At 67.9% G+C, this 17,625-nt stretch carries 15 protein-coding genes; 8 read left to right on the plus strand and 7 right to left on the minus strand.

Annotated elements, in window-relative coordinates; genetic code table 11:
* Positions 1 to 71 precede the first annotated feature (71 nt).
* Positions 72 to 1,853, plus strand: a complete 1,782-nt coding sequence (locus ABIC66_RS10630; protein WP_354070056.1) for an SLC13 family permease — start codon at positions 72 to 74, stop codon at positions 1,851 to 1,853.
* Between the two features lie 12 nt (positions 1,854 to 1,865).
* Here ABIC66_RS10630 and ABIC66_RS10635 read toward each other — a convergent pair whose 3' ends face one another.
* Both ABIC66_RS10635 and ABIC66_RS10640 read right to left on the minus strand, forming a co-directional pair.
* Positions 1,866 to 2,030 carry a hypothetical protein gene (locus ABIC66_RS10635; protein ID WP_354070058.1) on the minus strand — a complete coding sequence of 55 codons (165 nt, stop codon included), beginning with the start codon at positions 2,028 to 2,030 and terminating at the stop codon, positions 1,866 to 1,868.
* An 82-nt stretch (positions 2,031 to 2,112) separates the two neighbouring features.
* Positions 2,113 to 2,289: a hypothetical protein gene (locus tag ABIC66_RS10640; RefSeq protein WP_354070060.1), complete on the minus strand. Its 177-nt coding sequence runs from the start codon at positions 2,287 to 2,289 to the stop codon at positions 2,113 to 2,115.
* 284 nt (positions 2,290 to 2,573) lie between these two features.
* Between ABIC66_RS10640 and ABIC66_RS10645 the strand changes: the two genes are divergently transcribed.
* Positions 2,574 to 2,783 carry a cold-shock protein gene (locus tag ABIC66_RS10645; protein WP_047407565.1) on the plus strand — a complete coding sequence of 70 codons (210 nt, stop codon included), beginning with the start codon at positions 2,574 to 2,576 and terminating at the stop codon, positions 2,781 to 2,783.
* A gap of 82 nt (positions 2,784 to 2,865) precedes the next feature.
* Here ABIC66_RS10645 and ABIC66_RS10650 read toward each other — a convergent pair whose 3' ends face one another.
* Genes ABIC66_RS10650 through ABIC66_RS10660 form a run of 3 tightly spaced genes read right to left on the minus strand, consistent with a single transcriptional unit; the run spans position 2,866 to position 4,390 of the window.
* Positions 2,866 to 3,540: a glutathione S-transferase family protein gene (locus ABIC66_RS10650; protein ID WP_354070062.1), complete on the minus strand. Its 675-nt coding sequence runs from the start codon at positions 3,538 to 3,540 to the stop codon at positions 2,866 to 2,868.
* On the minus strand, positions 3,537 to 4,022 hold the full coding sequence (locus ABIC66_RS10655) for an SRPBCC domain-containing protein (protein ID WP_354070064.1): 486 nt from the start codon (positions 4,020 to 4,022) through the stop codon (positions 3,537 to 3,539). The genes ABIC66_RS10650 and ABIC66_RS10655 overlap by 4 nt, the downstream gene beginning before the upstream one ends.
* Entirely contained in the window at positions 4,019 to 4,390 is a 372-nt protein-coding gene (locus ABIC66_RS10660) for an ArsR/SmtB family transcription factor (protein WP_354070066.1), read from the minus strand. The genes ABIC66_RS10655 and ABIC66_RS10660 overlap by 4 nt, the downstream gene beginning before the upstream one ends.
* Positions 4,391 to 4,604: 214 nt before the next feature.
* Between ABIC66_RS10660 and carB the strand changes: the two genes are divergently transcribed.
* Positions 4,605 to 7,898 carry a carbamoyl-phosphate synthase large subunit gene (carB, locus tag ABIC66_RS10665; protein ID WP_354070067.1) on the plus strand — a complete coding sequence of 1,098 codons (3,294 nt, stop codon included), beginning with the start codon at positions 4,605 to 4,607 and terminating at the stop codon, positions 7,896 to 7,898.
* Positions 7,899 to 7,939: 41 nt separating this feature from the next.
* On the opposite strand, the gene ABIC66_RS10670 is transcribed toward carB, so the two are convergent.
* A complete protein-coding gene (locus tag ABIC66_RS10670) occupies positions 7,940 to 10,603 on the minus strand; it encodes a bifunctional acetate--CoA ligase family protein/GNAT family N-acetyltransferase (protein WP_354070069.1) in 2,664 nt (887 codons plus the stop codon).
* A 200-nt stretch (positions 10,604 to 10,803) separates the two neighbouring features.
* Between ABIC66_RS10670 and ABIC66_RS10675 the strand changes: the two genes are divergently transcribed.
* From ABIC66_RS10675 to ABIC66_RS10690, 4 genes are all read left to right on the plus strand, one after another.
* Positions 10,804 to 12,690: a PAS domain-containing sensor histidine kinase gene (locus ABIC66_RS10675; protein WP_354070070.1), complete on the plus strand. Its 1,887-nt coding sequence runs from the start codon at positions 10,804 to 10,806 to the stop codon at positions 12,688 to 12,690.
* A complete protein-coding gene (locus ABIC66_RS10680; protein ID WP_354070071.1) occupies positions 12,683 to 13,306 on the plus strand; it encodes a response regulator transcription factor in 624 nt (207 codons plus the stop codon). Before ABIC66_RS10675 ends, ABIC66_RS10680 begins: the two co-directional genes overlap by 8 nt.
* An 80-nt stretch (positions 13,307 to 13,386) precedes the next feature.
* Positions 13,387 to 13,773, plus strand: coding sequence for a response regulator (locus ABIC66_RS10685; protein ID WP_354070073.1), 387 nt, complete (start codon positions 13,387 to 13,389; stop codon positions 13,771 to 13,773).
* A gap of 174 nt (positions 13,774 to 13,947) precedes the next feature.
* Entirely contained in the window at positions 13,948 to 15,543 is a 1,596-nt protein-coding gene (locus ABIC66_RS10690) for a methyl-accepting chemotaxis protein (RefSeq protein WP_354070075.1), read from the plus strand.
* Positions 15,544 to 15,574: 31 nt separating this feature from the next.
* Here ABIC66_RS10690 and ABIC66_RS10695 read toward each other — a convergent pair whose 3' ends face one another.
* On the minus strand, positions 15,575 to 15,835 hold the full coding sequence (locus tag ABIC66_RS10695; protein WP_354070076.1) for a hypothetical protein: 261 nt from the start codon (positions 15,833 to 15,835) through the stop codon (positions 15,575 to 15,577).
* A 122-nt stretch (positions 15,836 to 15,957) separates the two neighbouring features.
* Here ABIC66_RS10695 and ccoN point away from each other — a divergent pair, with 122 nt between their 5' ends.
* Complete coding sequence (gene ccoN, locus ABIC66_RS10700; protein WP_354070078.1) at positions 15,958 to 17,622, plus strand: cytochrome-c oxidase, cbb3-type subunit I; 1,665 nt, start codon at positions 15,958 to 15,960, stop codon at positions 17,620 to 17,622.
* Positions 17,623 to 17,625: the final 3 nt, after the last annotated feature.

The following is a 17,625-nucleotide window of genomic DNA, read 5'->3' on the forward strand; positions in this document are numbered from 1 at the left end:
CGCCGCGGGGAGCATCTTTTCGGGCGCTCCCTCGTTCTCCTTCCCCGCACAACCTCGGGGGACGGCGTCAAGTGACTCTTCATCAAGGCCTCGCCTTCGGCCTGATCGGCGCGACGATCGTCGCCTTCATCTGGGGCCGGTGGCGCTATGACCTGATCGCGCTGGCCGCGCTGGCCGTGGGCATGGCCATGGGGCTGATCCCGGTAAAGGCCGCCTTCGACGGTTTCGCCAACGACATCGTCATCATCATCGCCAGCGCCCTGGTGCTGTCGGCCGCCGTGGCCCGGTCCGGCGTCGTCGATCTTTTGATGGCTCCGCTGCTGCCCAGGCTGAAGGACGAGCGCACCCAGGTGCCGGTGCTGGCCGGGACGACGGCGGTGCTGTCGATGGCCACCAAGAACGTGGGGGCCCTGGCCCTGATGATGCCTAGCGCCCTGCAGATCGCCCGCCGCACCGGCGTCTCGCCCGGCCGGCTGCTGATGCCGATGAGCTTCGGCTCGCTGGTCGGCGGCCTGGCGGTGCTGGTCGGCACCTCGCCCAACATCATCGTCTCGGAGGTGCGCCAGGAGACCTTGGGCCATCCGTTCAAGATGTTCGATTTCCTGCCGGTCGGCGGCATCCTGACCGTGCTGGCCATCGTCTACCTGACCTTCGCTTACCGCCTGCTGCCCAAGTCGCGCCAGGCGGCGATCGACGTCGACGCGGCCCTGGCCGCCAGCGCCTATGTCACCGAGGTCGAGGTCCCGGAAGGCTGGAGCTTCCAAGGGAACCGGGTCGCCGACCTGAAGAAGGCCGCCGACGGCGCGGTGACGGTGGTGGCCATCCTGCGCGGCCGCCGACGGCTGGCGACGCCGCACGCCAATCTGAAGATCCAGCCCGGCGACCTGCTGCTGCTGGAGGGCGAGCAGCAGGAGCTGAACCAACTGATCGTCGCGGCCAAGCTGCGGCTGCGCGACGCCGACCGTCCGGTGGTGATGAACGAGCCGACCGAGGAGATCCGGGTGGTCGAGGCGGTGATCGGCGGCGAGAGCGATCTGATCGGCCAGTCGGCCCGCAGCGTCACGCTCAGCCACACCCACGGCGTCAACCTGCTGGGTGTCAGCCGCAGCGGTCACCGGATGGCCGGGCGGCTGGCCACCATCCGCCTGCGCGCCGGCGATATCCTGGTCCTGCAGGGCGCCGAGCAGTCGCTGCCGGGCGCGTTGCAGGCCCTGGGGCTGCTGCCGCTGGCGGAACGCGAGGTGCGGCTGGGCGGCGTGCGCCACGCGGTGCTGCCCCTGGCGATCCTGGCGGCGGCCATGGCGCTGGTGGCGACCGGCGTCATCCCCGTGGCGGCCGGCTTCTTCGGCGCGGCGGTGCTGGTCGTGGCCAGCGGGGCCCTGCGGATGCGCGAGGCCTATGCCGCGCTCGAGGCGCCGGTGCTGGTGCTGGTCGCGGCGCTGATCCCGGTCAGCGACACGGTGCAGAAGACCGGCGGCGCGGATCTGATCGCCGGCTGGCTGTCGGGCGCGTTCCACGGCCTGCCGCCGATCGCCACCCTGACGGCGATGATGGCCGTGGCCATGGCCGCCACGCCGTTCCTGAACAACGCCGCCACGGTGCTGATCGCCGCGCCGATCGGCATGGGCGTGGCCCAGAGGCTAGGCCTGTCGCCCGATCCGTTCCTGATGGCGGTGGCGGTCGGGGCGGGCTGCGACTTCCTCACGCCCGTCGGCCACCAGTGCAACACCCTGGTGCTGGGACCGGGCGGCTATCGGTTCGGCGATTACGCCCGGCTGGGCGCGCCGCTCAGTGCGCTGATCCTGCTGGTCGCGCCCTGGCTGATCGCCTGGATCTGGCCGTTCGCGAGGTAGGACGCTGGAATCCTAGGAGCGTCCGCGCGTAGCCAGCCGCTCCAGGGCCTCGACCACCTCCGGCTCGGCCGAGGCGTCCAGCAACCAGGCCGGAGGCAAGGCTGGCCGATCGTCCTCCTCGCGCTCGGACCGCATCATCGTGGCCAGCCAACTGGCGCCCGTCATCCGCAGAACCATCGTCGTCTCCTTCGCGATGATGCTTGTGAGAATGAATTGCAATTACGACTCTCGCAAGGCCTATTGCGGTCGCCCGCGTCGGTCAGCGCCGCGCGGTCTTGGCCCGCCGGCGCGAGGCCTCGCGCTCTAGCGGCGTGATCACCTCGGCGACCTGGCGGCGCTGGTCCGGGGTGCCGGTGACGTCCAGCCGGCGGGCGTTGGAGAGCAGGGTCTTGAGCTCGGCGTCACTGAGCGTGGGGATCTTCTCGATCAGGGTCATGCCGAAACTCCCAAGCGTCGCGGGCAAAAATATTCGCCCTGACAGGAAACGCTCGAAGCAGAGCTTGGGGTCCGAAAATCCTCGAAAGACGCGTGACTCTATCTTTCTTGATTTCCGGAATGAAATCGCGATAATGCCCCCATCGAATTCGCTGCCGCTCGGCCTGCTATTCCTTGCTCCCCCAGTGGAGCGCCGGACGCGCCCTCCGAACTTCCAACGAAATTTGATCGTCGCCCGGAGCGTTTCCGGATGGCGAAGACACTTATCTAAAGGGATACCCCACAATGGCTACCGGCACCGTGAAGTGGTTCAACGGCACCAAGGGCTTCGGCTTCATCCAACCGGACAACGGCGGCGCGGACGTGTTCGTCCACATCTCGGCCGTTGAACGCGCTGGTCTCGGCTCGCTGAACGAAGGCCAAAAGGTCTCGTACGAGCTGGAACAAGACCGCCGCAGCGGCAAGACCTCGGCCGGCCAGCTGCAAGCGGTCTAATCGACCCTCGCATCTGGACCCAGGTCCAAAAGAATAGGCCAGCGCTCGCGCTGGCCTATTTTCGTTCGGGGGCCCTTTGGCTTCAGTTCCAGCCGGGCGGGGGCGAACCCGTGAAGTCGGCCATCTGGGCCGCCAGAGCCTTCTGGAAGGCCGGGCGCGCCATGCAGCGCTCGACATAGGCCGCCAGCTTGGGCTGCTCGGCGAGCAGCGCGGCGGGGGCGTTGCGCAGCACGTCGGTCATCAGCAGGTCGCCCGCCGTGAAGCGGTCGCCGTCCAGATAGTCATTGTCGCCCAGACGCAGGGCCAGTTCGGCCAGGCGCTTGCGGGCCCAGGCCTCGACGGCCGGACGACGCTCCTTGGTCCACGCGGCGCCGGCGTTGAAGATGTCGATGTCGGCCAGGCTGCCGATCGGAATCTCCATGGTGTTCAGGGCGCAGAACATCCAGGTCAGGACGCGGGCGCGGCCGGCGGCGTCGCGCGGCATCAGGGCTTCCGACCGCTCGGCGATGTGCAGCACGATCGCGCCGCTCTCGAACATCTCGACCTCGCCGTCGCGATAGGCCGGCACCTGGCCGAACGGCTGCTGGTCGCGATAGGCGCCGGCGTTCTCGCCGGGCGACAGCTTGGCGGTCCCGTAGGGCAGGCTGGCTTCCTCCAGCGCCCAGCGGACGCGGAGGTCGCGGACGTGGCCCTTGGCGAAGTCGGGCACCCAGGCGAAGGCCGAGACGGTGGCCGGGGTTTGAGTCATGGCATTCATTGCACGGTCTCCAGGTAGGTGTTGAGCTTGTCGAACAGGCTGGACCAGCCGCCGATGTGGGAGTCGCGGGCGGTGACGGTCTTGAAGGCGGCCTGGTGGAAGCGCAGCAGCGTCCGGCCGCTGGCCAGGGCCAGGAAGGTGACGGTGACCAGGTTGTCGACGTCCCAGGCGCCGTCGTCCCACTTGAAGGTCATGACGATGCGCTCGCCGGGGACGATCTCGCGGTAGACCCCCGATTTCCAGAAGGCCTTGCCGTCCTCGTCGATCATTCCGAAGCGATAGGCGCCGCCGACGCGGAAGTCCTGCTCGATGGCCAGGGGCTTGAAGGTCTTGGGACCCCACCAGTGCATCAGGTGTTCGGGCTGGGTCCAGACCGAGAAGACCAGGTCGCGCGGCGCGTCGAAGATCCGTTCGATCAGCAGCTCATCGTCCTGAACCACCGAGGTCGTGGGCGAGGGGGTAGGGGAGGCGACATCGGTCATGCCTTGGGCTCCTTGGGGCGGGATTTGATCTCGGAGGTCTTGGCGCTCTTGGCCTGCAGCTCGGCCAGGTAGTCGGCCATGCGATCGAAGCTGTCGTCCCAGAAGCGGCGATAGGTCTCCATCCATGAGAATGCCTGTCTCAAGGCTTCGGGCTCCAGCTTGCAGGGCCGCAGCTGGGCCTCGCGGGTGCGGCTGATCAGGCCCGCGCTCTCCAGCACCTTCAGGTGGCGGGAGACGGCGGGCAGGCTGATCTCGAACGGCTCGGCCAGTTCGTTGACCGAGGCCTCGCCGGTCGCCAGCCGCGCCAGGATGGCGCGGCGGGTCGGATCGGCTAGGGCGGCGAAGGTGGTGGAAAGGCGATCGGTCATTCATTTAACGTCTGTGTTAATTAACGAGCTTGTTAAATGATGGCGGGGAGGATGTCAACCGGGGGAACCGCGTTCGTCGAATGCCCGGTTAACCCCTTCCCGAGATGCGGGGTTGCGCCGAACCGACTCCGTCTCTAAACGGGCGGCTTAACCAGCAAGTTGGTCGACAGCGGGCGCGCGGATGTGCGCGACCGTGTCTTCGCGCGAGTTAGCCATGCCCAAGAGAACAGACCTTTCCTCGATCCTGATCATCGGCGCGGGTCCGATCGTCATCGGTCAGGCGTGCGAGTTCGACTATTCGGGCGTGCAGGCCTGCAAGGCGCTCCGCGCCGAGGGCTACAGGATCATCCTGGTCAATTCGAACCCGGCCACGATCATGACCGATCCGGACGTGGCCGACGCGACCTATATCGAGCCGATCACCCCGGAGATGGTCGCCAAGATCATCGAGAAGGAGCGCCCCGACGCGCTGCTCCCGACCATGGGCGGCCAGACCGCGCTGAACACCGCGCTCGCCCTCGAGGCCGACGGCACCCTGGCCAAGTACGGCGTCGAGATGATCGGCGCCAAGGCCGAGGTCATCGACAAGGCCGAGGACCGCCAGAAGTTCCGCGACGCCATGGACAAGCTGGGCCTGGAAAGCCCCAAGTCCAAGGCCGCCCACAACATGGACGAGGCCCGCGAGGGCCTGGCGTTCGTCGGCCTGCCGGCCATCATCCGCCCGTCCTTCACCCTGGCCGGCACCGGCGGCGGCATCGCCTACAACGTCGAGGAGTTCGAGGAGATCGTCGAACGCGGCCTCGACCTGTCGCCGACCACCGAGGTGCTGATCGAAGAGAGCGTCCTGGGCTGGAAGGAATACGAGATGGAGGTGGTCCGCGACACGGCGGACAACTGCATCATCGTCTGCTCGATCGAGAACATCGACCCGATGGGCGTCCACACCGGCGACTCGATCACCGTCGCCCCGGCCCTGACCCTGACGGACAAGGAATATCAGTGGATGCGCGCGGCCTCGATCGCCGTGCTGCGCGAGATCGGCGTCGAGACCGGCGGCTCGAACGTCCAGTTCGCCCTCAATCCGAAGGACGGCCGCATGGTCGTCATCGAGATGAACCCGCGCGTGTCGCGCAGCTCGGCGCTCGCGTCGAAGGCCACCGGCTTCCCGATCGCCAAGGTCGCCGCCCGCCTGGCCGTCGGCTACACGCTGGATGAACTGAAAAACGACATCACCGGCGGCGCGACCCCGGCCTCGTTCGAGCCCTCGATCGACTATGTCGTCACCAAGATCCCGCGCTTCGCGTTCGAGAAGTATCCGGGTTCGGAGCCGCTGCTGACCACGGCCATGAAGTCGGTCGGCGAGGTCATGGCCATCGGCCGCACCTTCAAGGAAAGCGTCCAGAAGGCCCTGCGCGGCCTGGAGACCGGCCTGGCCGGCTTCGACGAGGTCGAGATCCACGGCGCCGACGATCCCGACACCGGCAAGGCCGCGGTGATCCGCGCCCTGGGCACGCCCACGCCGGACCGCCTGCGCGTCATCGCCCAGGCCTTCCGCCACGGCCTGACCGTGGAAGAGGTCAACGCCGCCTGTTCCTATGAGCCCTGGTTCCTGCGTCAGATCGCCGAGCTGGTCCGCCAGGAAGGCTGGGTCCGCGCCGGCGGCCTGCCCAAGGACGCCGAGGGTTTCCGCGCCCTGAAGGCCCAGGGCTTCTCCGACGCCCGCCTGGCCAAGCTGACCGGCTCCAACGAGAGCGCCGTCCGCGCCCTGCGCCAGGCGCTGTCCGTTCGCCCGGTCTTCAAGCGCATCGACAGCTGCGCCGGCGAGTTCCTGGCCTCGACACCCTACATGTACTCGACCTACGAGACCGGGGCGCTGGGTCAGATCCCCGAGTGCGAGAGCGAGCCCTCGAACCGCAAGAAGGCCGTGATCCTGGGCGGCGGTCCCAACCGGATCGGCCAGGGCATCGAGTTCGACTACTGCTGCTGCCACGCGGCCTTCGCGCTGGACCAGATCGGCGTGGAGTCGATCATGGTCAACTGCAATCCCGAGACCGTCTCGACCGACTACGACACCTCCGACCGCCTGTACTTCGAGCCGCTGACGGCCGAGGACGTGCTGGAGCTGCTGCACGTCGAGATGAGCAAGGGCGAGCTGGCCGGCGTCATCGTCCAGTTCGGCGGCCAGACGCCGCTGAAGCTGGCTCACGCGCTGGAAGAGGCCGGGATCCCGATCCTGGGCACCAGCCCCGACGCCATCGACCTGGCCGAGGACCGCGAGCGCTTCCAGCAGCTGCTGAACGGCCTGAACATCGCCCAGCCCGAGAACGCCATCGCCCGCACCTGGGAAGAGGCCCGGGCCGAAGGCGACAAGATCGGCTTCCCGTTCGTGATGCGCCCGTCCTACGTGCTGGGCGGCCGCGGCATGGAGATCATCCGGGACCACGAGCACCTGGAACGCTACATCGCCAACACCGGCGAGATCTCGTTCGAGCACCCGATCCTGCTGGACCACTATCTGAGCCGCGCCACCGAGGTGGACGTCGACGCCCTGTGCGACGGCAAGGATGTGTTCGTGGCCGGCGTGCTGGAGCACATCGAGGAAGCCGGCGTCCACTCGGGCGACAGCGCCTGCTCGATGCCGCCCTTCTCGCTGAAGGCCGAGACCGTCGAGGAGCTGAAGCGACAGACGGTGCAGATGGCTCTGGCCTTGAACGTCCGTGGCCTGATGAACGTGCAGTTCGCCATCGAGGAGCCGCATTCGGCCAATCCGCGCATCTATGTGCTGGAAGTGAACCCGCGCGCCTCGCGCACGGTGCCGTTCGTGGCCAAGACCATCGGCCAGCCGGTCGCCGCCATCGCCGCCAAGGTCATGGCCGGCGAGAGCCTCGCCAGCTTCGGCCTGAAGGACGTCCCTTACGACCACATCGCGGTTAAGGAGGCGGTCTTCCCGTTCGCCCGCTTCGCCGGCGTCGACACGGTGCTGGGCCCGGAAATGCGCTCGACCGGCGAGGTCATGGGTCTGGACTGGATCCGCGAGGGCGAGAATGGCCTGGGCCCGGCCTTCGCCCGCGCCTTCGCCAAGAGCCAGCTGGGCGGCGGTGTGAAGCTGCCGCGGTCCGGCACGGCCTTCGTCTCGGTCAAGGAGAGCGACAAGCCCTGGATCGTCGAGCCGGTGAAGCTGTTGCAGGCGGCCGGCTTCACGGTGCTGTCGACCGAGGGCACCCAGGCCTATCTGGCCACGCAGGGCGTCAAGGTCGAGTACGTCAAGAAGGTCCTGGAAGGCCGTCCGCACATCGTCGACGTGATGAAGAACGGCGGCGTCCAGCTGGTGTTCAACACCACCGAGGGCAAGCAGGCCCTCGAGGACAGCTTCGAGATCCGCCGCACGGCCCTGATGATGAAGGTGCCGTACTACACGACCTCGGCCGGCGCTTTGGCGGCGGCGCAAGCCATCGCCCTGGCCCCCGACGCGGCCCTGGAAGTACGCCCGCTGCAGAGCTACGCCTGAGCCGGCTTCCCTCTCCCCTTCCCGGGGAGAGGGGGATAGCGTTAGTCCAGGATTCGTTCGGCCACGCGCAGGCTGAAGTCGTCGGCCGCGGCGCGGACGGTGAATCCCATTTCGTTCTCGAGGCGCAGGGCGCCGTCATTGTCGGCCGCTTCGATCGACTCGACGACCCTGACCCCCACCGCCTTCGCGTAGGCGAGGACGTGCTGGAGCATGCTCCAGCCCAGGCCCATGCCCTTGAGGTCCGAACGCACCGAGATGGCGACTTCGGCGCGGTCGGCCTGGGGGCCGCCGGCGAGCAGGGCGGTGGCCAGCATCGCCCCGGTTTCGGGATCGAGCGCCACGAACGAGATCGCCCGTCGGAAGTCCACCTGGGCGATCAGGGACAACCGCTCCTCGTCGACGGTCTTCAGGCTGGTCAGGAAGCGGTGACGAAGATCCTCGGGCGTGAGCGCGGCGAAGAACTCGGACAGAGCGCTCTGATCCTCGGGCCAGACCGGGCGCACGTGCGCGGTCAAGCCGCCCTGGGTCGTCAGGGTCACATCCCAGCCGGACGGCGGCGGGGCGATCACCAGCGGAGAGTCCAGGGCCTGCGCCGGCGTGATGACGATCCGGGCGTCCAGAGCCAGCACGCCGCTGGCGTCGGCGCGCAACGGATTGATGTCCAGTTCGAGGATGTCGGGCAGGTCCACCGCCATGGCCGAGATTGCATCCAGGACGAGGGCGATGGCCGTCAAATCGGTCGCCGGGTGGTCGCGATAACCGGCCAGCAGCCGCGAAATTCGTGTCTTGGCGATCATCCGCCGCGCCAGATCGTCGGTCAGGGGCGGCAAGCCCAGGGCCTTGTCGGCAAGGACCTCCACGGCCGTGCCGCCGGCCCCGAAGAGGATGACCGGGCCAAAGACCGGGTCGCGGGCCAGGCCGACGATCAGCTCGTGCCCGCCGGCGGGCGCCATGCTTTCGACGGCGAAGCCGGATAGGCGCGCATTCGGCAAGAGGGCGTGGAAGCGGTCGCGCAGGGTTCGCGCCGCGCTGATCGCGGCGCCGATGGTCGGCAGGTTCAGGACGACGCCGCCGATGTCGGACTTGTGGATCACGTCGGGCGAGATGATTTTCAAGGCGTAGGGCGGGGAAAGTCCGCTGCAGGCGTCGTCGACCTCGTCGATGGTGCGCGCCATCAAGGTGGGCGCGACCGGCACGCCGTAGGCGCTCAGCACGGCCTTGGCCTCGACCTCGTTCAGCCGGGTCCGGCCCTCGGCGCGGGCCAGGGCGAAGATCGCTCGCGCCGCGGCGGGGTCGGCGCGAAGGTCGGGCCGGGGCGAGGGCGCGGCCAGCAGGGCGGATCGCGCTCTGGCCGCCGCCAGGAGATGGCCAAACCCGCGAACGGCGGCGCTGGGCGTATCGAACATCGGCAGCCGGGCCGCGGCGAACGCCGCATTGGCCACGGCGCGATCGCGTACGCCCATCCAGCAGCCGATCACCGGCTTGACCGCGCCGCGCGCGCGCCGATCGGCCACGACCTTGGCGACGGTCTCGGCGATTTCGTCGGGAGAACACATGGCCGTGGCGCAGTGGATCACGAGCACGGCGTCGGCTTCGGGCGCGTCCAAGACGATCTCGAGGGCTTTGCGATAGCGTTCGGCGTCGGCGTCGCCCAGGATGTCGACCGGGTCACGATGCGACCAATCGGCGGGAAGAATCGCTTCGAGACGCGCCTGGGTGTCGGGCCGCCACTCCGCGGCGTGAACGCCGATCGCGGCCAGGCCGTCGACGGCGAGGACGCCCGCGCCGCCGCCGTTGGTGACGATCGCCAGCCGGTCGCCGGCTTGGGCGCGCATGACGCAGAGCAGGCTGGCGGCGTCGAACAGGTCCTCCAGCGTATCGACCAGGACGACGCCGGCCCGCTCGAAGGCGCAGGCGTAGACGTCGTAGTCGCCCGCCATGGCGCCGGTGTGGGATTGGGCGGCGGCGCGGGCGGCCGGATCGCGCCCGGCCTTGATCGCGATCACCGGCTTGATGCGCGCGGCGGCGCGGGCGGCGGACAGGAAAGCGGCCGCGTCGGTGACCCCTTCGACATAGAGCAGAATCGCGTCGGTATGGCTGTCGGCGGCGAACAGATCGATCAGGTCCGCCATGCCGACGTCGGCCATGTCGCCGACGGAGGCCACGCCGGAAAAGCCCAGGCCCCGCTCGCTCGCCCAGCTGAGCGCGCTGCTGACCAGCGCGCCGCTCTGGGAGATGAAGGCGAGGCGACCGGGCAGGGCGCCGCCGCGGGCGAAGGACGCGTTGAGCTGGGCGTGCGGCGCGAGCACCCCCAAGCCGTTGGGGCCAACGATCCGCAGGCCCGACGGCCTGGCGGCCTCCAGCATCGCGGCCCGATACCCGCTTTTCGCGGTGACGCCGCCGGACAGGACGATGGCGACCTGCACGCCGCGCGCGCCGAGGTCGGCGATGACGCCGGGGACGGTCGCGGCCGGCGTCGCGACGATGGCCAGGTCGACGTCGCTCGGCAGCTCCGACAAGTCGGCCGCCCAATGCACGCCGTCCATCGCCACGGGCTTGGGATTGATCGCATGGATCGTCCCGGTGAAGCCCTCGGCGAGAAGGTTTCGCAAGACCACCCGTCCGACCGTGCCGGGCCGATCCGACCCGCCCACCACCACGATCGCCCGCGGATTGAGCATCGACTTGAGGCGCTGGAGAGGCATGGGGCGGCCCTTGTTCTGAGCAAGTGGGAAGGCGCGGACAGTTCGCCTTTCCTGGCCGCCGCCGACCATTCGTAGTTTCCCTAATTGGCCGCCGCCCTCGCGCCGCCCTATGTCACACGCTCCCGTCGGTGCGCTTGGCCTTGATCGACAAGACCTCGCGCACGCATGATGGGGCCAGGGATCGGCGGACTAGGAACTTCATGCGTCTCGAACACGCGTCTCCGCGGGCGACGGCGCCGCCACCCACGCTGTGGATGAGCTACGGTTTGGCGGTGGCCTGCGTCGCGACCGCCGCAATCCTGCGTCTGGCGCTGGCGCCCTGGCTCGACTCGAAAGCGCCATATCTGCTGTTCACGGCCCCGGTCGTCGTGGCCGCCGCTTTCGGGGGCGCTGGTCCGGCCTTGCTGGCGATCGCCTTGGGGCTGGTCGGCGGTCTGGCCTCGCGCGGCGCCGGCGCGGGTTGGCTCGAGCCGACGCTGTTCGTGCTGGTCGGTTTGCTGGTGCTGTTCGCCGGTCGCGAAATGGCGCGGCTGCGCCGTCAGTCGCTGGCCAGCGAAACGCGCGCGCGGGAGCGGGCCGCCGACGCGGGCAGGATCGCTCACCAGCTCAACCTGCTGATCGACGGCGCGTCCGAATACGCGATCTACATGCTCGATCCCCGGGGCGACGTGCGGATCTGGAACGCCGGGGCCGAGCGATTGAAAGGCTGGACGGAGGCCGAGGTGATCGGCCGCCACACCACGATCTTCTATCCCGAGGACGCCAAGGAAACCGGAAAGCCGGAAGCGGATCTGGCGCGCGCGCGCGACCACGGCCGGTTCGAGGAGGAAGACTGGCGATTGCGCAAGGATGGCTCGGAGTTCCTCGCCCACGTCTCGATAACCGCCCTGCGCGACGCGGACGGGGAGCTGCAGGGGTACGGCGTCGTCGTGCGTGACGCCACGGACCAACGGGCCAGCGAGCGGGCGTTGCAGGCCAGCGCCAATCACCTGAAGTCGATCCTGTCGACCGTCCCGGACGCCATGGTCGTCATCGACGAGCATGGCGCCATCATCTCGTTCAGCGCGGCGGCCGAGCGGCTGTTCGGCTATGCCGAAAGCGACGTGGTCGGCAGTAACGTCAGCATGCTGATGCCGGCGCCGGATCGTGAGCGGCACGACGGCTACATGCAGCGCTATGTGAGCACCGGCGAGCGGCGCATCATCGGCATCGGCCGCACCGTCACCGGTCAGAGGCGGGACGGAACGACCTTTCCGATGGAGCTGTCCGTCGGCGAGGCGCGAGGCGAGAGCCAGCGCGTGTTCACCGGCTTCGTACGGGACTTGACCGAGCGCCATCGCACCCAGTCGCGGGTCGAAGAGCTGCAGGCCGAACTGATCCACGTGGCGCGCGTCAGCGGCATGGGCGCGATGGCCTCGACCTTGGCGCACGAGCTTAACCAGCCGATCACGGCGGTGGCCAACTATGTCGAGGCCGTGCGGGATCTTCTGGCCACGCCTGACCCCGATGAGTTGCCGATGATCCGCGACGCGCTCGGCGATGCGGCGAGCGAGGCCATGCGCGCGGGCCACATCGTGCGGCGCCTTCGCGATTTCGTCGCCCGCGGCGAGGTGGACAAGACCGTCGAGACCCTGCCGTCCCTGGTCGATGAGGCCATCGCCCTGGGCTTGATCGGCGGGCGTGAGAGCGGCGTGGAGGTCAAGATCGCCCTGGATCCGAGCGGCGCGCGCGTGCTCGTCGACAAGGTTCAGATCCAACAGGTCCTAATCAACCTGGCTCGCAACGCCGTCGAGGCGATGTCCGAGATGGACGTTCGCAAGCTGTGGGTGACCAGTCGCGTCGTGGACGCGGGTAGTGTTCAGGTCACCGTCGCCGACACCGGGCCGGGCGTCGCCCCGGCCGTCGTCGACCAACTCTTCACCGCCTTCGTCACGACCAAGTCGGACGGTATGGGCTTGGGGCTTTCGATCTGCCGCACGATCGTCGAGGCCAATGGCGGTCGGATCTGGTTTGAACCGCGCCCTGGGGGCGGATCGCAATTTCACTTCACCCTGGTTCGCGGCGATCCGGAGCAAGCCGATGTCTGAGAAGCGCGTCATCCACATCGTCGACGACGAAGACGCCATCCGTCGATCCGCCAGTTTCATGCTGAAGACCTCGGGCTTCGCGGTGACCACCCATGCGTCCGGCGTCGCGTTCCTCAAGGAGGCCAAGGGGCTGGAGCCCGGCTGCGTGCTGCTCGACGTGCGCATGCCCGAAATGGATGGCCTGGCGGTTCAGGCGGCCATGAGCGAGCGTGGACTGGCCTATCCCGTGATCGTGCTGACCGGGCATGGAGACGTCTCGGTGGCGGTGCGGGCCATGAAGAACGGGGCCGTGGATTTCATCGAGAAACCGTTCGAGAAGTCCGTCTTGCTGGAGGCCATCGAACGTGGATTCGAGCAGCTGGGCGCGAACGAAGGACGTGTCGCCCGCGCGGCCGACGCCTCCACGATCCTGGCTGGGCTCACCGCGCGCGAACTCGATGTGTTCAAGGGCATGGTGCAAGGCCTGCCCAACAAGTCGATCGCCTACGAGCTGGGGATCTCGCCCAGGACCGTGGAGGTCCATCGCGCCAATCTCATGGTGAAGCTGAAGGTGAAGAACCTGTCCGAAGCCCTGCGGATCGCCTTCGCGGCCGGCCTGGACGACACCGCTTCCTAGGGGGTCTACGTAACGACAGGGGCGCGAGCTTGAGGCATCGGTGAGCATGGCCGGAATTTGGGCCGCGCACGGATCGTTCGATGTATCGCCAATCTCCCGTTCACGATGGCCGGCGCGCTGTCCTTCTCATCGAGGATGATCCAGCCGTGCGGCGGTCGCTCCAGCTCCTGCTGCGCTCGCGCGGCCTCGAGGTCCGGGCTCATGGGTCTAGCCGCGCCGTGCTCGCCGACCCCGCGGCGATGGACGCGGCGCTGCTCGTCGCCGATTTTCGGCTCGGCGACGGCGACGGCGTCCAGATACTCGAGTCGCTGCGCCAGAAGGGCTGGGTCGGACCCGCGGTTCTCGTGACAGGCTTTGCGAGCGATCAGCTGGAGGCCCGGGCCAGGAACGCGGGCTTCTCCCTCATTCTGAAGAAGCCGCTGGTCGAGGGCGCCTTTGCCGACACGGTCGAACGCCTTCTACGGTAGGTCGACGCCGTCTCTCGCATAACGCGTCATCGAGAGCGATCTATAAAAACGAGGCGAGGGGTGGCGTTACTTAGGTATTTTTACCGATGTGGCAAATCGACATCCGCTATCTTGTAATCATCGATATTTAACTGTCGCGCGCGAAGACTGCATATGACTTCGCGAGGGTGGTTCATGATCGAGTTCGACAGCATCGAGGCTCAAAGGCGCACGGGCGGGAAACTGGTCTTGGCCTGCGTTGGCGCGATGGTGGCGCTGGTGCCCGCCGCCGGCGCCGTGACCGGCAATCGGGCCTTTCTCGCCACCGCGATCGCCGGCGGCCTGGCCGTCCTCGCGCTGATCGCCTACCGGCTGTGGTCCGATCGGTTCGCTCAGCGGCTGATCGCCGGCTCGGCTCTGATCGCCCAGGTCGGCCTCTTCGTCCTGACCTTTCGATCGAGCCCTCTCCAGGCCGAAGCCCGCCTGGCCTTCCTGGCGGCGATGGCGCTGCTGGTCGCCTATAGCGATTGGCGCATCATCGCTTTCGCCGCGGCGGAGGTCGCCGTGATCGACATCGCCGGCGCGGTCCTGGCGCCGCGAAGCCTGGTGTCCGGCGAGGGCCTCCTTCCCTTGGCCTTCGCGGTGGGCGTTACGATGGCCACCGCCTGGTCGCTGATCTGGATGACGGCCGGCGTCTCGCGCCTGTTCGTGACCGTATCGGCGCGGACGTCCAACGCCGAGCAAGCCGCGCGTCAGGCCGACGAGGCCCGAACCGCCGTGATCGCCGAGCGCGCCGCGCGCGAACAGTCCGAGGCGGAACGCGCGGCGATGAAAGCGACGATGGAGGCCGAGCAGGCTCTGGTCGTCAACGAACTCGACGCGGCCATCACCAAGCTGGCGGGCGGCGACCTGACGTGGCGACTGGTCCGAACGTTCGCGCCTCGATACGAGGGGCTGCGAGACAATTTCAACCAAGCGCTGACGCGGTTGCAGGCGGCGATGAGCGAGGTGGTCAGTCATGCGTCGAGCATGAGCGCGGGGGTCAACGAGATGAGCCGCGCGTCCGACGAACTGGCGCGGCGCACCGAGCACCAGGCCGCCAGCCTGGTTCAGACCGCGACTGCGCTCGGACAGGTCACCGTGGCGGTCAATGAGACCGCGCGGAACGCCCAGCGAGCGAACGCCGCCGCCGAGGGGGCCCGCCTGGAGGCCGAAGGCTCGGACGCCGTCGTGACCGAAGCCGTCCAGGCGATGAACGAGATCGAGACGTCATCGGGCCAGATCGGTCAGATCATCTCGGTGATCGACGAGATCGCCTTTCAGACCAACCTTCTGGCGCTCAACGCGGGGGTCGAGGCGGCGCGGGCCGGCGACTCCGGCAAGGGATTCGCGGTGGTGGCGCAGGAGGTTCGCGCCTTGGCGCAGCGCTCGGCGCAGGCGGCCAAGGAGATCAAGACGCTGGTCGAAGTTTCCGGCGTCCAGGTCGCGGCCGGGGTCGAGAGCGTGGCGCGCACCAGCGAGGCCTTGCAGCGGATCGTGGCGCGCGTCGCCGAGATCGACGGTCAAGTCGACGCCATCGCCCGTTCGGCTCAGGATCAGGCCCAGAGCCTTTTGGAGGTCAACGCGACCGTCGGCGAAATGGACAGGGTGGTCCAGCAGAATGCGGCGATGGTCGAGGAGTCCACCGCCGCGGCCCATGCCTTGCGCTCGGAAGCGAGCGATCTCGCCGACCGGATCGGCAAGTTCAGAATCGTCGGCGACGAAGCCGAATTGATTCAAAAGCGCGCCTGACCGTTTAGGCCGGACGCGCCGACGTCGTCGCTTATCGATCGCGAACGGCTGCCCGCGCCATTTGGCCGCGCGTCCTCAAAAGGCTTCCCAGAAAGGCCAGGCTAAAGGCCACGGCCAGGAAGCAGGCGGGGCAGTGGCCGGCCAGGGTCAAGGCGTCGTCCCGGGAGGAGCAGAGGGGGCCGGCCGCCAGGCGCGGCAAGGCCTGGGCGATGGCGACGGACCAGCTGGCGAGCGCGGCCGATCCGGTCACGACGGTGATGCGCCGCCAGGGCGCGAGAGGCTTTGCCGACATGGATCACTCCGAGATTGATCCCCAGGTTCGGGCCAAAGACCGAACTTGGCTTTGACAAGTATCAAGGTCCGTCCGTCGGCGGCGTGACACGAAAAGGACAAGGTTCGCCGATCGGAGTCCGCATGTCCGCCCCGCCTAAAATCAACACCAGTCCGCCCGCAGGATCAGGCGTTCTTCTCGCCTTCTGCGCCGTGGGAGCCTTTCTCGCGATCCTCGGGGCGGGCCTGTCGCTCGACCCGATCTTTCGCCTGCAGGCCGAGACCATCGCCCTGGCCGGCGTGATCGCCGCCTTCGTCCTGGGCGGCGGCCTGGCCGGCGGATCGCTGCGCGACCAGCCCGACCAGTATAGCGACAACGTCATCAAGGCCGGGGTCATCGCCACCCTGTTCTGGGGCGCGGTCGGCATGCTGGTGGGCGTGGTCATCGCCGCCCAGCTGTCCTGGCCGAGGATCTTCTATTTCCCCGAGTTCGGCTGGCTGAACTTCGGTCGCCTGCGCCCGCTGCACACCTCGGGGGTGATCTTCGCCTTCGGCGGCAACGCCCTGATCGCGACCTCGTTCTGGGTCGTCCAACGCACCTGCAAGGCGCGGCTGGCGGGCGGCATCGCGCCGTGGTTCGTGTTCTGGGGCTATCAGCTGTTCATCGTGCTGGCCGCGACCGGCTATCTGATGGGCGCGACCCAAGGCAAGGAATACGCCGAGCCCGAGTGGTACACCGACATCTGGCTGACCATCGTCTGGGTCGCCTACCTGCTGGTGTTCCTGGGCACGATCTGGAAGCGCAAGGAACCCCACATCTATGTGGCCAACTGGTTCTACCTGGCCTTCATCGTCACCATCGCGCTGCTGCACCTGGTCAACAACGCCGGCATCCCCGTCGGCCTGCTGAACCACAAGTCCTACGGCGTCTTCTCGGGTGTCCAGGACGCCCTGGTGCAGTGGTGGTACGGCCACAACGCGGTCGGCTTCTTCCTGACCGCCGGCTTCCTGGCCATGATGTACTACTTCGTGCCCAAGCGCGTGGAGCGGCCGGTCTACAGCTATCGCCTGTCGATCGTGCACTTCTGGGCGCTGATCTTCATCTACATCTGGGCCGGCCCGCACCACCTGCACTACACGGCCCTGCCGCAGTGGGCCCAGACCCTGGGCATGACCTTCTCGATCATGCTGTGGATGCCGTCCTGGGGCGGCATGATCAACGGCCTGATGACCCTGTCGGGGGCCTGGGACAAGCTGCGCACCGACCCCGTGGTCCGGATGATGGTCGTCTCGATCGCCTTCTACGGCATGAGCACCTTCGAAGGTCCGGTGATGTCGATCCGCGCGGTCAACGCGCTCAGCCACTACACCGACTGGACCATCGGCCACGTGCACTCTGGCGCGCTGGGCTGGGTCGGTTTCATCACCTTCGGCGCGATCTACTGCCTCGTCCCGTGGCTGTGGAAGAAGAAGGCCATGTACTCGAACACGCTGATCGAGTGGCACTTCTGGATCGCGACCACCGGCATCCTGCTCTACATCGCCGCGATGTGGGTGTCGGGCATCATGGAAGGCCTGATGTGGCGCGAATACACGCCGCAGGGCTTCCTGGCCTACAGCTTCATCGAGACCGTCTCGGCCAAGCACATCGAGAACGTGGTCCGCACCGTCGGCGGCCTGATGTTCCTGAGCGGCATCCTGATCATGATCGTCAACGTCTGGAAGACGATCGCGACTCCCAACCCAGAGCCGGCGAGGACCGAGCTGGCCGACGACACGTCCGCCACCCCCGCCGCCGCGATCGCCTGAGGT

Source organism: Caulobacter sp. 1776 (assembly GCF_040545685.1).
Lineage (GTDB): Bacteria > Pseudomonadota > Alphaproteobacteria > Caulobacterales > Caulobacteraceae > Caulobacter.

Excerpts from the sequence above, each read along its gene's own strand:
- ABIC66_RS10640 (WP_354070060.1), bottom strand. The coding sequence starts at position 2,289 with ATGACCCTGATCGAGAAGATCCCCACGCTCAGTGACGCCGAGCTCAAG.
- ABIC66_RS10675 (WP_354070070.1), top strand. The coding sequence starts at position 10,804 with ATGCGTCTCGAACACGCGTCTCCGCGGGCGACGGCGCCGCCACCCACG.
- ABIC66_RS10655 (WP_354070064.1), bottom strand. The coding sequence starts at position 4,022 with ATGACCGATGTCGCCTCCCCTACCCCCTCGCCCACGACCTCGGTGGTT.
- ABIC66_RS10695 (WP_354070076.1), bottom strand. The coding sequence starts at position 15,835 with ATGTCGGCAAAGCCTCTCGCGCCCTGGCGGCGCATCACCGTCGTGACC.
- ccoN (WP_354070078.1), top strand. The coding sequence starts at position 15,958 with ATGTCCGCCCCGCCTAAAATCAACACCAGTCCGCCCGCAGGATCAGGC.
- ABIC66_RS10645 (WP_047407565.1), top strand. The coding sequence starts at position 2,574 with ATGGCTACCGGCACCGTGAAGTGGTTCAACGGCACCAAGGGCTTCGGC.
- ABIC66_RS10660 (WP_354070066.1), bottom strand. The coding sequence starts at position 4,390 with ATGACCGATCGCCTTTCCACCACCTTCGCCGCCCTAGCCGATCCGACC.
- ABIC66_RS10680 (WP_354070071.1), top strand. The coding sequence starts at position 12,683 with ATGTCTGAGAAGCGCGTCATCCACATCGTCGACGACGAAGACGCCATC.
- ABIC66_RS10690 (WP_354070075.1), top strand. The coding sequence starts at position 13,948 with ATGATCGAGTTCGACAGCATCGAGGCTCAAAGGCGCACGGGCGGGAAA.
- ABIC66_RS10670 (WP_354070069.1), bottom strand. The coding sequence starts at position 10,603 with ATGCCTCTCCAGCGCCTCAAGTCGATGCTCAATCCGCGGGCGATCGTG.
- carB (WP_354070067.1), top strand. The coding sequence starts at position 4,605 with ATGCCCAAGAGAACAGACCTTTCCTCGATCCTGATCATCGGCGCGGGT.
- ABIC66_RS10685 (WP_354070073.1), top strand. The coding sequence starts at position 13,387 with ATGTATCGCCAATCTCCCGTTCACGATGGCCGGCGCGCTGTCCTTCTC.
- ABIC66_RS10635 (WP_354070058.1), bottom strand. The coding sequence starts at position 2,030 with ATGGTTCTGCGGATGACGGGCGCCAGTTGGCTGGCCACGATGATGCGG.
- ABIC66_RS10650 (WP_354070062.1), bottom strand. The coding sequence starts at position 3,540 with ATGAATGCCATGACTCAAACCCCGGCCACCGTCTCGGCCTTCGCCTGG.